We start from the raw sequence: 15696 nt of genomic DNA, 5'->3' as shown, positions 1-15696 counted from the left end.
TGCCATGACCAAGGACAGTGAATACCCGCAGGACGACAAGACCGTCCTCGTCGATCGCCACGAGCCCCACGCCGGCAGCGGCCCGCTGACGGACTCCGTCGCGCCGCCGCGTATCGAGCAACTGGAGCAGCGGATGATCTATGCCGCGCGCCTGCAACCGGCCCAGGCCTTCAACGTCAGCCTCAACGCCCTGGTGGCCGCGGCGTCCGAGCTGCTTTCGGAAGTGGTGCGGCTCAAGCACAGCGTGGTGCGCGAAGACCTGGGCGCGCTCAACCAGCAACTGAGCGCCGCCATCCGGCGGTTCGAGGCCCGGGCGCTGCACGACGGCGCCGAGGCGGGCCAGGTGCGCAGCGCCCGCTATGTGCTGTGCACGGTGGCGGACGAGGCGGTGGTGAGCACCCCCTGGGGCAATGAGAGCCAATGGTCGCAGATGAGCCTGCTGAGCAGCTTTCACAACGAGACCTTCGGCGGTGAAAAGGTCTTTCAGCTGCTGGAGCAACTGACCCGCAATCCGCTGCGCCACCTGCCGATGCTGGAGCTCATCTACCTGTGCCTGTCCCTGGGGTTCGAGGGCAAGTACCGGGTCGCGCCCCGCGGCATGCTGGAGCTGGAAGGCATCCGCGATGCCCTGTATCGGCAGATCCGCCAGTTGCGCGGCGACGTGCCCCGGGAGCTGTCGCCGCAGTGGCAGGGCTTTGGCGATCAGCGCCCGGACCTGGTGCGGATCGTGCCCTGGTGGACGGTGGCGCTGTTCACCCTGGTGAGCCTGGCGGTGATGTATTCCGGGTTTGCCTGGGTTCTGGCGCAGCAGCGCGAGAGCGTGCTGCAACCTTATCGTCAGCTTGATTCGGCGGCGTCCGTGAGTGCGCCGCAAGACGGGAAACTGTGATGAAGACTCTGTTGAAGAAAGTCGGTCTGTTCCTCGCCAGGACCTGGGTCTGGACCCTGGTACTGGTGCTGTTGATGGCGTTGCTGGTGTGGTTCGTCGGGCCCTTGCTGGCGGTGGATGACTATCGGTTCTGGGCCAGCACCACCGCGCGGCTGTTGACCATCAGCGGCTTGTGCCTGATCTGGGGCCTGAGCATGGTGTTCGTCAACTGGCGCGCCGGGGTGCGCAAGACCGCCCTGGAGGACAGCGAGGAAGGCCGGCAGAGCCTGGAGCGCGAACAACGCATGGATGACGAGGAGAAAGAACTGCGCAGTCGCTTCAGGGAAGCGCTGCGCACCCTCAAGACTTCCAGCCTGTATCGCGGCCGCAGCGAGCGCTGGCGCCAGGACCTGCCCTGGTACCTGCTGCTCGGGCCCAAGGGCGCCGGCAAGACCAGCCTGCTGGATTTTTCCGGGCTGGAATTTCCCCTCAATCGCATTGATCGCAAGCTGACCCGCGACACCCAGGGCAGTGCCCACTGCGACTGGTACTTCGCCGAACACGGGGTGCTGATCGATACCGCCGGGCGTTACCTGACCCAGCCCGATCCCGAGGCCGACAGCCACGCCTGGAGCACCTTGCTCGGTCTGCTGCGCAGCCGTCGGCGCAATCGGCCGCTCAATGGCGTGCTCCTGGCCCTGCCGGTGGACGTGTTGCAGGGCGGCGACGAACAGGCCCTGGAGCTTTTCGCGCGCCAGGTGCGCAGTCGCCTGCAGGAAGTGCGGCAAAAACTGCATGTGGAGGTGCCGGTGTACCTGGTGCTGAGCAAGGCCGACCAACTGCTGGGGTTCGACGAGTTCTTCGATCAACTGAGCCGTGAAGAGAGCGAACAGGTGCTGGGTGTCAGCTTCCGTCGCGAGCAGGACGGCACCGATGTGGCGGTGCTGCGCGATGAATTCGAAGACCTGCTGCGGCGCCTCAACAGCCAGATGATCATGCGCATGCACCAGGAGCGCGACACTCAGCGTCGCGGGCGGATACTGGATTTTCCGCACCAGCTGGGACTGATCGGCGAGCGCCTTTGCCTGTTCGTCGACATGGCCTTCACCGGCAACCGCTACCAGCGCGCCAGCCTGTTGCGCGGTTTCTACCTCACCAGCGCGCCGCACCTGAGCCAGTCACTGGACCCCGACACGGCCGGGATCGGCGCCAACCTGGGCCTGCCGAGCAGCCTGTTGCCGAACCTGCACAGCGGGCGGGCGCGATTCATTCATCACCTGCTCAGTCAGGTGATCTTCCCCGAAGCCGAACTGGCGGGCCTGGAGAAGGGCGAGCGCCGGCGCATCGATTGGGGCCAGCGCGCCCTCTATGTGGGGGCGCTGGGTTCCCTGGGGCTGTTCGGGCTGGTATGGGCCAGTGGCTTTTCCGCCAACCATGGGCGCCTGGAGCAACTGCGCGAACTGGCCCGGGAATGGACCCAGCACCGCGCCACCCTGAGTGACCGGAGCGACGCCATGGCCGCGCTCAAGAGCCTGGACCTGAGCGACCAGGCGACCCGGGTGTTCCCGCCCAAGGGCCAGGTGTCGCTGCATGAGCGCGGCGGTCTGTACCAGGGCGAGGCCAGCAACCCGCTGCTGCGCGCCGCCTATGAGCGCGAGCTGCAAGAGCAGCTGCTGCCGAAGGTGGCGCAGATGCTCGAAGGGCAGATCCGCAGCAACCTCAAGGACCGCGAGCGCCTGCTCAACAGCCTGCGCGCCTACCTGATGCTCAACCTCAAGGAGCGCCGCGACCCCAGTTGGCTGCGGGACTGGGTGGCGGCCGACTGGTCGCGGCGCTACCCCGGCAACAGCGCGGTGCAGAACGGCCTCAACCGTCACTTCGAGCGCCTGTTGCAGCAACCCTTCAGCTACCCGCTCAATGAGCCGCTGGTGGCCCAGGCGCGCCAGGTGCTGCGCAGCGAGTCGCTGGCCGACGTGATCTACCGGGTGCTGCGCGAGCAGGCCCGGAGCCTGCCGGACTATCGCCTGAGCCAGCACCTGGGGCCCCAGGGCCACCTGCTGCTGGGCGCCGATTATGTGATCCCGGGCTTCTACACCCAGCAGGGCTATCAGCAGTATTTCTCGATCCAGGGCGCCAGCCTGGTGAGCGACATCCTCCAGGACAACTGGGTGCTGGGGGAGGGCAGCGACATCAGCGGCATGGACCTGCGCCAACTGATGGTCAAGCTGGAGCAGCTGTACTTTCGCGACTACGCCAACCACTGGGGCGAGGCGGTGGGCCGGGTGGCCCTGCAGCCGATCAACGATGCCGGCGAAGGGGCCGAGCAAGTGGCCGGCCTGACCTCGGCCAACTCGCCGATCCTGCAACTGCTGGTGGAAGTGCGGGAGAACACGCGCTTTCCGGTGCTGGCCGAGCCCGCCGCAGAGCTGAGCGAGGCCGCCGACCAGCTGGTCGGCGGCGGCGCCTTGGGCAAGGTCGCGGCGGCGGCCGCGGGCAAGGCCAAGGACGGGTTGCTGAAAAAACTCCCGGACACCGCGCGCAAATCCCTGCAAAGCCGCTTCGAGCCGCTGCACCGTTTGCTCGACGACAATAACGGCCCCACCGCGGACCTGGCCCCGGCCCTGCAGGCGCTCAACGAACTGCAGCTGCAACTGGCGTTTCTGGCCCGCTCCGGCAATCCCGAGCAGGCGGCCTTTGAAATGGCCAAGACCCGCATGAGTGGCCAGCGCGATGCCCTGAGCACCCTGCGCACCAGCTCCGGGCGCCTGCCGCGGCCGGTCAGCGCCTGGTTCAACCTGCTGGCCGAGGACACCTGGCGCCTGGTGCTCAACGACGCGTACCAGTACCTCAACCAGCGCTATCAGGGCGAGCTCTACGGCTTCTACGGCAAGGCCATCAAGCAGCGCTATCCGTTCGATGCCCACAGCAGCAGCGAGGTGGCCATCGGCGACTTCCGCGAGTTCTTCAAGGCCCAGGGCCTGGCCGAGCGCTTCTTCGATACCTACCTGCGGCCCTTCGTGGTGGGCGATCCGGGCAATTACCGGCTGCGGAACATCGACGGCTACAGCCTGCCGGTGTCCCGGGTCTACCTGGACCAGATGGCTGCGGCCCAGGTCATCCGCCAGAGCTTCTTCGCCGAGAACCCGGCCGAGCCCCAGGTGCAGTTCCGCCTGGAACCCTACACCCTGGACCCCAGCGTCAGCCGCGCCGAGTTCCGCTTCGGCGACCAGCAGATCGAGTACCGCCATGGTCCGATCGTGCCCATGGCCTTCAAATGGCCCACCGATGCGGAAAACGGCCGCACCAGCCTGGTCCTGGAAAAACTCGCCGGCCGGCCCATCGGTATCGAGAAGAACAGCGGTCCCTGGTCGCTGTTCCGCCTGTTCGACCTGATGCAGAACGAATACCTGAGCGGACGCGACGTGATGGTGATCAAGGCCGACCTGGGCGGATTGCGGGCCAATTACCTGCTGCACAGCCAGCGCACCCCCAACCCCTTCGACATGGGCGTGCTGCGCAGCTTCCGCCTGCCGGTGCAGCTCTGATGAACGCTGCCGGGACCTGGCGCAGCGCGGCCCGTACCGACCCGGGCAAGGTTCGCCGGCGCAACGAGGATGCCTTTCTCGACTGCCCGGAGCGCGGCCTGTGGGTGGTGGCCGACGGCATGGGCGGGCACCAGGGCGGCGACATCGCCAGCCGGCTGATCGTCAGCAGCCTCGCCGAGCTGCCGACCGAGGACAGCTTCGAGGCCCGCCTGGCCGGCGTGCGCCAGTGCCTGCACTGGCTCAACCGGCGCCTGGGCCAGGAACTGACGGTTACCGCCGGACGGCGCGACAGCATCATGGGCAGCACCGTGGTCGCGCTGTTGCTGCAGGGCGATCGCGCCGCCTGCGTCTGGGCCGGTGACAGCCGCTGCTACCTGTGGCGCGAGCAGCGCCTGTACCAGCTGTCGCGGGATCATTCGCTGATGCAGAAACTCATCGACGAGCAGCAGATGAGCGTCGAACAGGCCCGCTCGCACCCGGCGGCCAACGCCCTGACCCGGGCGGTGGGCGCCAGCGAGCGCCTGAGCCTGGAAGTGCTGGAACTGCAGGTCTATCCCGACGACGTGTTCCTGCTGTGCAGCGACGGCCTGTACCAGGAGTTGACTCGCAACGCCTTGTGCCGTGCCTTGAGCCTGGCGGCGCCGCAAGTGGCCTTGCAGCGTTTGTTCGAGGACGCCCTGGACGGCGCGGCGCGGGACAACCTGACCGCGGTGGTGGTGCGCCAATGAACCTGCCGCTGTTGCACCCGCATTCACCCTCGCCGGCGCCGGGCGAACTGACCCGGGTGGTGGCGGCTGCGGCAACGCAGCCGCGGCCGGTCAAGGGGCGCGGCAAAGGCTCCAAAGGGCGCGGCAAGGCCCGGGGTGGCGGCAAACGGCGCTTGCCGACCGGCCCGCCGCTCAAGGCGCTCGACCCCCAGGGCGGGCTGCCCCAGGTGCTGGCCGGGCGCTACCGGCTGGAGCGCTTGCTGGGGGCCGGCGGCATGGGCGTGGTGTACCGCGCCCGGGACCTGCTGCATGAACAGTTCGGCGACCCGGAACCTTATGTGGCGCTGAAGCTGCTCAGCGAAGCCTTCGCCGATGCGCCGGATGCCAGCGCCTTGCTCTACGGCGAATTCGCCCTGACCCGGCGCCTGCACCATCGGCACATCGTGCGGGTGCACGGCTTCGACGTGGACACCGGGCATGCCTGCGCCTTTATCACCATGGAACAGTTGCGCGGCATGCCCCTGGACCAACTGCTCTGCCAGTGGCCCCTGGGGTTGCCCTGGGCGCAGTCGCGGGAGGTGATTCTGGCATTGCTGGAGGCCATGGCTTACTGCCATGGCCGCGGGGTGCTGCACGGCGACCTCAAGCCCGGCAACCTGATGCTCGGCGATGACGGCCTGCGCCTGTTCGACTTCGGTCTGAGCCGCGCCGCCCAGGGTCAGTTGCCGGGCCTGCCAGGGCTCAACCGCCAGCGTTTCGCCGCCTGGACTCCCAGCTACGCCGCCCCGGAGCTGCTGGAAGGCGCGCCGCTGTCGGCAGCGGCGGATCTGTTCGCCGTGGCCTGCGTGATCCACGAACTGGTCAGCGGCAAGCACCCTTATCGCCGCCTGCCCTCGACCCAGGCCCGGGACCAGCAGCTGGACCTGCAACTGCAACGCCCGCGCCAACTGCCGGAGTACTGCTGGCCGGCGCTGCGCACGGCCCTGGCGCTGAATGCCGCGGAGCGGGCCATCGGCGTCGAGGAACTGCGGGATGCCTTTGCCCCCAGGGGCGGCTGGCTGGGCGGCTGGTTGCAGCGGCGTGAACCATGAACAGCGAACAAGGAGCAGCACATGTTCAACTCGGCCAGTGAAACCCACTTCAGCCTGAGCGTCGAAGACTTTGCCAATGACTTGCAGGTGCTGGGATTCAAGGGCACCGAAGGCATCAGCCAACCCTTTCGCTTCGACCTGCAACTGGTCAGCGACAACCCGGCCCTGGACCTGGAAGGGCTGCTGCACAAGCAGGCCTTTCTCGCCTTCGATCCCCAGGGCCATGGCATTCATGGCCAGATCCGGCGCGTGGCCCAGGGCGACTCCGGCCAGCGCCTGACCCATTACCAGCTGTCCCTGGTGCCACGCCTGGACTACCTGCGCCACCGCATCAACCAGCGGATCTTCCAGCAACGATCGGCGCCGACCATCATCGCCGCGATTCTCGAAGAGCACGGCATCCTCGCCGACGCCTATCGGTTCCAGATCGAGCATCCGTGCCCGGAGCGCGACTACTGCGTGCAGTACGACGAGAGCGACCTGCACTTCATCCAGCGTCTGTGCGAAGAGGAAGGCCTGCATTACCACTTCCAGCACAGTCGTGGCGGCCACCTGCTGGTGTTTGCCGACAATCAGACCGCGTTCCCCAAGCTCGGCCGGCCCACCGCCTATGTGCGCGGCAGCGGATTGGTGGCCGACGAGCCGGTGATCAAGGGCTTGGAAGTGCGCCTGGAGTCGCGCACCCGCCGCACCAGCCGCCGCGATTACGACTTTGAAAAGCCGCGCCTGCTACTGGAGGCCGCCTACCGGCCCGAGGCCCGAAACCCGGAACCGGACCTGGAGGACTATGACTACCCCGGACGCTTCACTGACCGTGCCCGGGGCAAGTTGCTCAGCCAGCGCGCCCTGGAACGCCACCGCGCCGACTACCGCCAGGCCGAGGGCTGGGGCGATGAACCACGGCTGGTCAGCGGGCATTTTCTGCAATTGTCCGAGCACCCGCGCCGGGAATGGAACGACCTCTGGCTGCTGACCCAGGTGACCCACGAAGGCAAGCAGCCCCAGGTGCTGGAAGAGTCCATCACCAGCGATACCCGGGCCGAGGACGGCTTCCAGCAGGGCTACCGCAACCGCTTTCTGGCCACCCCCTGGGACGTGTTCTACCGACCGCCGCTCAAGCACCCCAAGCCCCAGGTGCTGGGCAGCCAGACCGCGGTGGTCACCGGCCCGGCGGGGGAGGAGATCCACTGCGATCAGTACGACCGGGTCAAGGTGCAGTTTCATTGGGACCGCGAGGGCCAGGGCGACGACAAGAGCAGTTGCTGGCTGCGTGTGGCCTCCGGCTGGGCCGGCGACCGCTACGGCGCCCTCGTCATCCCGCGCATCGGCATGGAAGTGCTGGTGAGCTTTCTCGAAGGCGACCCCGACCAGCCCCTGGTCAGCGGCTGCCTGTACCACAAGGAACACGAAGTGCCCTACGCGCTGCCAGCGCACAAGACCCGCAGCGTCTTCAAGACCCTGAGCTCGCCGGGTGGCGGCGGTTTCAACGAACTGCGCATCGAAGACAAGAAGGGCGCCGAACAGATCTTCGTCCACGCCCAGCGCGACTGGGACCAGAACATCCAGCACGATCAGAAGATCCGCATCGGCCACCAACGTCACGACAGCGTGGAGCAAAACGCCTACAGCGAATTCAAGGCCGAGGAACACCGCACCACCCACGGCGCGCGCAAGACCGAAATCCGCGCCGACGACCACCTCACCGTGGGCGACACCCAGCACATCAAGCTCGGCGTGGCGCAACTGACCCAGGCCGGCCAGGAAATCCACCTCAAGGCCGGGGACAAGATCGTCATCGAAGCGGCCCTGGAAATGACCCTCAAGGCCGGCGGCAGCTTTATCAAGCTCGACCCCGGCGGCGTGACGATCGTCGGACCGCTGGTGAAACAGAACGCCGGCGGCGCCCCGGGCAGTGGCAGCGGGATCGCCATCAAGGCGCCGTTGCAGCCGGGGGCGGCGGATCGGGATGTACCGGGAGCCTTGCCCCAGGTCGCCGCGCCCAACCCGCCGCCGGTGTGCAAGGAGTGCCTGGCCCGGGCCAAGGCCAACAACCAAGCGCTGGAAGCACGCTAGAGGAGCCCGCCATGTACACGAGCAATCCCCTGTGGCACGAACTGCTGTGGCAACAGGTACAGCGACTGGAGCACGAGCACCTCGACCTGCTGATCGATGCCACCAGCCTCGACTACCCGCTGCTAGCGGAACTGGCGACCCTGACCGAAGGCCCGCAACTGGCCAAGCTGTTCGACCACACCCCGGAAGCGAGCATTGCCGACGCCGGCCCGTTGCTATTGCGGCTGAAGCTGCGGCACCAGACCTGGCTGAAGGCTTTTCTCAGCGCCGTCGACTGCACCCAGCACGTACTGGCGCTGCTCAGCCCCTGGCCCTTCGACGCCCTGGCCGCCCACCTCAGTCGCTGCACCCAGGTGCAGTGGAACCAGGGCCGCGAACAAGGGGTGCTGCGCTACTACGACCCGCGCGTGTTCCTACCTGTGAGCGAAGCCCTGACCCCGGCCCAGGGCCGCGTCCTGCATGGCCCGGTGATCGCCTGGCACTGGCTCGACCGCGACCACCGGGCACAGCAGCTGTTGGGGCACTACTCCCGACACAGCGACGCCCCAACGGCGGAAGGCTTCCTGTTCGACCCCGCGCAGGTCACCAGCCTGAAGGCTTGGGCCGATGCCGACGGGCACCGCCGCGAGCACAGCGCCACCCCGCAGCACTACGGCCTGAGCCGCGAGGAAGGCCTGATGCGCCACCTGTTCCACAGCCAGATGGCGGCCTGCCAGCAAGGGCTTCAAGAGCCCCACGAGCGGCAGGCGTTTATTCGCCAATGGCTGTTGGATAACTCGCCGTTTGTGGTGGATGAGTAGGGGAGGGGGATGCCATGAAGTGGATGTGCAAAACGCGGAACTGGAAGACCGCAGTGTCATTGGCCGGGTGGTTGAGTGCCGTGTTGCTGGTCACAGCCTGTCGGAGCCAGTCCCCGATGCTGAGCGCCCCGGTGACGGGGTACAACCATACTTCGGCGGCGATCAATCGGTTATCTGTTAATGGGGCAGGGGGCGGAAACATTGGTCCACATCAAGGAGGAGGTAGCCAAGTTTGCTGCGGTGTTGTTCCTCGTCATTGGGTTCCAGGGTTGAGAGCCATTGTTGAGTGGGAAAAAGATCCGGATCCTCGCGGTTATATTAAACGAGACCAGTATGGTCAATTTGATAATAAGGATTATGAGCGTCATGCCGCCAATTACTCTAGACATAAAGTGATTGTAGAAATTCCTCGGTATACCGTGGCCGGAACCTTAAAGGTCCATTTTCTTCCCTGCGACCAAGTGCGCGTTTCTGCGGACAACATCAAGGTAGTGGATCCGCGTTATCCCTACAACTATCCAATGAAAATGGAGGAGCCTGAAGTATGTTAGGGCTAATTATGGAGAAGTTTTTTGCGAGCGGTTTATTTGGTGTCTTAAGTGTTGTTCGTGGATGCTTGTTGGTCGCCGGTCTGTTGGCTGCAAGCGCTTGTCAGTCTGAGTCGAAGATGTTATCGGCGCCGGTGACTGGCTATAACCATACCTCGGCAGCGATTAATCGGTTTTCGGTTAATGGGGCTGGTGGGCCGAACTTGGGTGCGTATCAAGGTGGGGGTAGCCAAGTTTGCTGTGGCGTTGTTCCTCGTCATTGGGTTCCAGGATTAAGAGCCATTGTTGAATGGGAAAAAGATCCCGATCCATATTCTTATGGGAAATGGCCAGAGCGCCCATATTCTGACGCTTGGAATAAGCGAATGGCAAGGGAGAAACAACGGTATTCGCGTCACAAAGCTGTTGTGGAAATTCCCCGGTACGATAGTCCGGGCGACTTGAGAGTTCATTTTTTACCTTGCGATCAGGTACGTGTAACCGCTGCTGGAACCTCTCCAGGATACCCTGGTTATCCCTACAATTATCCAATGAAAATGGAGGAGCCAGAAGTATGTTAGGGCTAATGATGAGGAAGGGTTTAGTGGGTGGTTTATTTGGTGTCTTGAATGTTGTTCGTGTGTGCTTGTTGGCCGCAGGTATGTTGACTGCAAGCGCTTGTCAGTCTGAGTCGAAGATGTTGTCGGCACCGGTGACGGGTTATAACCATACTTCGGCGGCGATCAATCGCTTTTCGGTGAATGGGGCGGGTGGGCCGAACTTGGGACCGCATCAGGGCGGTGGTAGTGAAGTTTGCTGTGGTGTTGTTCCGCGTTATTGGAAACCAGGGTTGAGAGCTGTTGTTGAATGGGAAAAAGATCCGGATCCATACGCTTATGGGGAGTGGCCAGAACGTCAGTTTTCAGATGCTTGGACTAAACGTATGGCGGAGCATAAAAAAGGGTATTCACGACATAAGGTAGTTGTGGAAATTCCCCAGTATTCCATCGCGGGATCTTTGAAAGTTCATTTTTTGCCGTGTGACAAAGTTCGTGTTTCTGCCGATAATTTGCGGAGAGATGATCCTGACTATCCTTACAGGTATCCTATTAAAATGGAGGAACCTAATGTATGTCCAAAATAAATTTTAATATGAAAAGCTGTTCCGTTTCTACGTTGATTGCTCCGGATTTTCCGTTGGATCGGCTTCTGCCTGATGCTCCAAAACAGCTCTCTGAAAATATCCGAAGACAAAAATTTGATGAATTCGCATTCGGTGAGCAGCAGCGTAAAATCGTACAGGCGAGGGGCGATGCATACAGCGGAACACCTTGCTGTAAGACTTTACATATTACATTGGCGTTCGATGGGACTAATAATAACAACGAGGCTGACAGCGCTTCGAGCCCATCTTCGTGTAGCAATATGGCTCGGCTTTATCATGCGAGTCTAGGATCGGATGATGCTACTCGGGAGAATGGTTATTTCAGGTATTACAGTCCGGGCGTGGGTACGGTGTTTCCGGATGTTAAGGAAATGGTACCTACCGATATGGGGCTGATAGCTGCCAGTGGTGGTGAAAACCGAATCAACTGGGGCCTGACTCGACTAATAGCAGCGTTAAAGGATGCAATACCGAAACAAAAACTTCTTTCAGTGACCGAAACCCAGTCTCTGGTGGAGGACATGGCTACTTGTTGGTATGGCAACGTGGCAACTTTAGGTCTACTGGAAAACGGCGAAAAGAAACGTGAAGCCGCCATGCGTCCGTATATGAATGACCTGAAAAAGCTATTAGATCAGCGAAGAGAAGTCGGGGAAAAACCCCATATCTTGGCCATGCGCCTATATGTCTATGGCTTCTCCAGAGGCGCTGCACAAGCCCGAACTTTTGCCAATTGGCTGCAAACCCTGACCCGTTGCCAAGGCAGCGATGGCGCAGTGGAGTATCGCTTTGCCGGGCTGCCGATCTCCATTGAGTTCCTCGGTATCTGTGACACGGTGGCGGCAGTGGGTATCGCCGACAGTTTTCCCTTTACCGCCGGGCATATGGATTGGGCTGATGGCACCATGCGTTTACCTGATGAAGAGTCTGCTACCTGCATGGACACTTCCATTCCTGAGGACTGTCACTTTCTCAAGCGTTGCGTGCACTTGGTGTCGGCCCATGAACAGCGCGCCAGTTTCCCATTGGACTCGATCCGGCGCCGACCGAAAAACGCCAGCGGCCAGCGCGATACGACTCAGCCCTCCAGTTACCGAAGTGGCACAGTCGAATATCTTTACCCCGGCGTGCACTCGGATGTCGGCGGTGGTTACGCGCCTGGGGATCAGGGCAAGGCGGTTGCCGGTACCGAGCATTTGTTATCGCAAATCCCTTTACAGCATCTGTATGCAGAAGCGTTTTCGGCTGGGGCGCCTTTGCAAGTGCCACAAGCTGCATATCGGGAAGGAATTCATGAGAAGTGGAGGAAAATGAGTGGTGAAACGTTAGAAGAGTTCAACGTCTCCGACGAACTCATCAAACGCTTCAACGCCTGGCAAGCCGACGCCGCTCAACACACCGGCACCCTGGAAGAGATGATCGAGTGGCAACAGGCGCTGATCACCGGTTGGCGCATCGACCGTTATGCCGGTGGGGTGGAAAGGCAGCCGTTCTATCAGAATGCTCCGCCGGATATGCCCAAGGCCGAGGTCGAGGCCTGGGAGGCGATCCAGGCGCGCAATGATGCCGAAACCAAGGCCGCCGCCAAAGGCAAACCGGTACCGACTTACACCGAGGCACAGGAGAAGGAGTACCAGCGCCATGTGCAGATCGTCGGTGGTGAGGAAAAGGCCAAAGGCATGCGCAGGGAAAAAGTCTTCGACCCGCCCCTGGATCACCAGCAACTCAAAGGCGCCGCCGACGAGTTTCGTCATGACTACAAGCAAGAGTGGGGACTGCTCGACGACAGCATGAAGGTCGGCGGCGTTCTGGATTTGCTGCTGGGCGGCACGGTGTTCCTGGTCAACGAGGAAGACGAGGCCAAGGAGTATGCCTACCTGCACGATAAAGGCACCGAGCTTTACCGGGAGTTGTTCAGTGCACCCAACACGCCCAAATCGGGCAAGGAAGATCTGGTGGCGCTGTTCGACGAGCAGATCCACGACTCCCGCGCCTGGTTCATGAACACCTCGGCGCTGGGCCCCCGCGAGCCGTTCACCGATTACTTCCGCATTCGCCTGGTGCATTTTGACAACGAGTCGAACAAGGAGCTGTCGCTGCTGGCCACCGCGGGCCGGGTGGTGGGGGTGGGACTGGCGCTGGCCAGTGTCGGCCTGAGCATCAAGAAGAAGGACCCGCGCATGTTGCTCGGCCTGTTCCTGCCGTCTTTGGCGCGGCCGGTGCTGGCGGGCAAGGTCGGGGTGCCGGGTTCGCCGCAAGTCAGCGCTTTCGACCCGCTGACCGGTCTGGCCTTGCCGATGCTGAGCAATCTGGATGGGCTGCGGGCCTTCACTCAATCCCCGGGGGATGTGGTCGCCCTGGTCGCGGCGATGCCGCCTCCGCCACCCTTGAACGCCAACACCGCCACCACCCCGGAGCTGCAGAAAATCCTGGTGGCCCACCAAGCGCTGGAAGCGGCACAAGCGGCACAAGCGGCGCAGGACAAGGAGGACGCCCGACTTGCCGGGCTATTGGCGAGCGCCAACGATCAGGGGCAGCCGGCTGGCTGGCAAGACCTGCTGGCCGAGCAGGTGGGCAATCTGAAATCGTCCGGGAAGCAGGTATAGCGATGGATAACCTGAAGGGGCGGCACTCCCGGGGCCGCCCTTTGAGGGAGGAATCAGGCGCGTGCCTTACTGGGGGTTGGCCTCGGGCAACAGTGCCTGGGACAGATCATCCACCACCGCCTTGCCCATTTCGCACAGGTAGTAGGCCGGCCAGGCGTAGCGCTCGCCTTGAGGCTCCAGGGCCGCATCCAGCATGAGTTTCTTGGCGTAATAGAACAGGTTGGACGCATGTTCCAGGGCTTCGCCCACGGGTATGTCCGGGTTGACCTTGAACAGGCTTTGGTCTTTGTCACCGCAGGGGGCGAAGGTGACGATGCCGAGGGTTTTGACGGAGAAGGTCATTGGGCACCTCCGGCGGTTTGCTGCGGGTGCTGAGGTTGGTGTCGATGGAATACGTACATGGCGTGGCTCCTTTTGCTAGAAGACGCTGCCGTTTTCGTTTCCAGGCGAAGGGGTGGCAGCTGTACGCGGGCTGGAAAACCGAGGCAAAAGGAACCCGGCAGACCCGAAGGTCTCCCACGTACAGCCGCCATGACACAAGAACGCAGGCACAAAAAAAGCGCCTGCAGTTGATGGTCTGGGCGCTGCTGTAGCGCCTTTTGCACTTGCGGGTTTCCAGGCCCGGCCGCTGATTATGCAGCGGCGGGCGAAGGATAGCGGGGCAGGGTGATCCGCTGCAACGGCGTTGGCGCGCTATTGTATGACGCCTTGTGTTTGCAGGCTTCTACCCTGGACGCGGCTGATGATTGAACAGCGTGCTTGCACTCAAGCGCTCAAGGCCGCGCCCCCACCCCATACGCATCCCACAACTTATTGCGGAACTTGTTCTGCGGATCGACCCGGGCTTTCAACGCGAGAAACTCCCCGGCCCGTGGATAGGCCGCGCGAAACTGCTGCGCCGTGGCGTGGATCTGGTACGGCAGGTAGTAGCTGCCGCCGTGCTGGATGGCGCTGTCCACCAGGGCGCGGGTCCATTCGCCGACTTCCTTGCGTTCCTCCGGCGCGGTGCTCTGCTGGTAGTACAGCACCAGGGCGAAGACTTCGGTCTTGGCCCAGGCCAGTAGGGTGCCGGGGTCGGTCTTGGCGTGGCGGATCGACAGGTTGATCACGTTGACCTTGTGCGCCCGCAGGGTCGCGCCCATCTCCTGGATGAAGCTTTCCAACTGGTCGGGGGGCACGAAGTATTCCTGCAGCACGTAGGTGCGCTGGGCCCGGGACTCGGGTTCCAGTTCGCGCACGTCGAGGCTGGCTTCGTGGTTGCGCCAGGACACTTGCGGTTTCTTCAGCACCAGGGGGTCGATCACTTCCTGGCGCAGGGTCTTGCCGCCGGGCCACTGGCTCACCACTTTCAGGGCCTTCTGTTCTTTCCAGTAGTTCTGGTCCAGGGGCGTGAGGCGTTCCTTGACCGTGACCGGCAGCTCGGTCTGGCTGTAGGACACCGCGCGCAGGGTCTGGTACCGGTCGGGGTAGAGCACGGCGTTGTGCAGGATGACCTTGGGGTTGTTGTGGATCCGGGCCTGGAAGTAGGGCCGGTAGTCGCCGAGGGGCATTTCGTCGACGCTGCGCAGCAGGCGCACGTTGTCGCTCAGGTGCAGGGTGGCTTGGACGATCACCCCCAGGCCGCCGTAGCCGCCGATGGCGCCGTAGAACAGCTCACTGTTGTGCTGCGGGCTGGCGTCCACCACTTGGCCGTCGGCCAGCACCAGCTTGATGGCTTTCACCGAGCTCACCAGCGGGCCGTAGCCGATGTAGCGGCCATGGGCGTTGACGCTCAGGGCGCCGCCGACGGTGAAGTTGGCGTAGCTCTGCATGATGCTCACGGACAGGTCGTGGGGGTCGATGTAGTCCTGCACGGCGCGCCAGGTGATGCCCGGCTGCACGGTGATTTCCTTGCGCTCTTTGGAGAAGTCGAGCACTTGGTTGAAGCCGCGCATGTCGATCTGCAGGGCGTGCTCGGTGGCGGTCTGGCCGCCCATGCTGTAGCGCCCGCCGCCGATGGCGATGGGCCCGGGGTGCTCGGCCACCTGCTTGACGATCTGCTCCAGGGTGGTGGGGCGCACCACCTGATCGACCACGATGGGGTTGAGCTGGGTGATGTCGTTGACGGTTTCTGCGGCGTGGGTGGTGAGTGTATTGCAGAGTGCCGCGCATAAAAACAGGCCGATCGCGAATCTCATTCGCCGTGTCCATCCCTGTTGGTGGCGCGCCGCCGGAGGGGCGCAAATGGCGGCAGAATAACGCCGCGGCGGCTCCGTGACCATGGGCGAACGCACCGGGGGGAGGGCGGCATCGACCCCTGGGTCGATGCCGGGCG

12 protein-coding genes are annotated in these 15696 nt (G+C 63.3%); 10 read left to right on the top strand and 2 right to left on the bottom strand.

The window, feature by feature from the left end; genetic code table 11:
* Positions 1–4: 4 nt before the first annotated feature.
* The 10 genes from icmH to ACMGG8_RS23505 all read left to right on the top strand — a co-directional run bounded on the left by icmH (position 5) and on the right by ACMGG8_RS23505 (position 13382).
* Positions 5–889, top strand: a complete 885-nt coding sequence (gene icmH, locus ACMGG8_RS23550) for a type IVB secretion system protein IcmH/DotU (RefSeq protein ID WP_108542719.1) — start codon at positions 5–7, stop codon at positions 887–889.
* Positions 889–4413 carry a type VI secretion system membrane subunit TssM gene (tssM, locus tag ACMGG8_RS23545; RefSeq protein WP_414158540.1) on the top strand — a complete coding sequence of 1175 codons (3525 nt, stop codon included), beginning with the start codon at positions 889–891 and terminating at the stop codon, positions 4411–4413. The genes icmH and tssM overlap by 1 nt, the downstream gene beginning before the upstream one ends.
* The gene (locus ACMGG8_RS23540; protein WP_060838547.1) at positions 4413–5141 is read left to right on the top strand and encodes a PP2C family protein-serine/threonine phosphatase; all 729 of its coding nucleotides are present in this window, start codon (positions 4413–4415) and stop codon (positions 5139–5141) included. The genes tssM and ACMGG8_RS23540 overlap by 1 nt, the downstream gene beginning before the upstream one ends.
* Positions 5138–6211: a serine/threonine-protein kinase gene (locus ACMGG8_RS23535; RefSeq protein WP_414158539.1), complete on the top strand. Its 1074-nt coding sequence runs from the start codon at positions 5138–5140 to the stop codon at positions 6209–6211. The genes ACMGG8_RS23540 and ACMGG8_RS23535 overlap by 4 nt, the downstream gene beginning before the upstream one ends.
* A 21-nt stretch (positions 6212–6232) precedes the next feature.
* Entirely contained in the window at positions 6233–8284 is a 2052-nt protein-coding gene (tssI, locus tag ACMGG8_RS23530; RefSeq protein ID WP_414158538.1) for a type VI secretion system tip protein TssI/VgrG, read from the top strand.
* An 11-nt stretch (positions 8285–8295) separates the two neighbouring features.
* Entirely contained in the window at positions 8296–9084 is a 789-nt protein-coding gene (locus ACMGG8_RS23525; protein WP_414158537.1) for a DUF4123 domain-containing protein, read from the top strand.
* Between the two features lie 23 nt (positions 9085–9107).
* On the top strand, positions 9108–9635 hold the full coding sequence (locus ACMGG8_RS23520) for a DUF3304 domain-containing protein (RefSeq protein ID WP_414159977.1): 528 nt from the start codon (positions 9108–9110) through the stop codon (positions 9633–9635).
* A 116-nt stretch (positions 9636–9751) separates the two neighbouring features.
* Complete coding sequence (locus ACMGG8_RS23515) at positions 9752–10192, top strand: DUF3304 domain-containing protein (RefSeq protein ID WP_414159976.1); 441 nt, start codon at positions 9752–9754, stop codon at positions 10190–10192.
* Positions 10193–10272: 80 nt separating this feature from the next.
* On the top strand, positions 10273–10755 hold the full coding sequence (locus tag ACMGG8_RS23510; protein ID WP_231979049.1) for a DUF3304 domain-containing protein: 483 nt from the start codon (positions 10273–10275) through the stop codon (positions 10753–10755).
* 530 nt (positions 10756–11285) lie between these two features.
* Positions 11286–13382: a T6SS phospholipase effector Tle1-like catalytic domain-containing protein gene (locus tag ACMGG8_RS23505; RefSeq protein WP_414159975.1), complete on the top strand. Its 2097-nt coding sequence runs from the start codon at positions 11286–11288 to the stop codon at positions 13380–13382.
* 66 nt (positions 13383–13448) lie between these two features.
* Here ACMGG8_RS23505 and ACMGG8_RS23500 read toward each other — a convergent pair whose 3' ends face one another.
* Positions 13449–13724 carry a DUF3077 domain-containing protein gene (locus ACMGG8_RS23500; RefSeq protein WP_060838551.1) on the bottom strand — a complete coding sequence of 92 codons (276 nt, stop codon included), beginning with the start codon at positions 13722–13724 and terminating at the stop codon, positions 13449–13451.
* A gap of 431 nt (positions 13725–14155) precedes the next feature.
* Complete coding sequence (locus ACMGG8_RS23495) at positions 14156–15559, bottom strand: FAD-binding protein (protein WP_414158536.1); 1404 nt, start codon at positions 15557–15559, stop codon at positions 14156–14158.
* Positions 15560–15696 lie beyond the last annotated feature (137 nt).

This window comes from Pseudomonas sp. BNK-45, from assembly GCF_047456255.1.
Lineage (GTDB): Bacteria > Pseudomonadota > Gammaproteobacteria > Pseudomonadales > Pseudomonadaceae > Aquipseudomonas.
The sequence above is the reverse complement of the archived record's forward strand: the minus strand, read 5'-3'. Positions and strand labels throughout refer to the sequence as shown.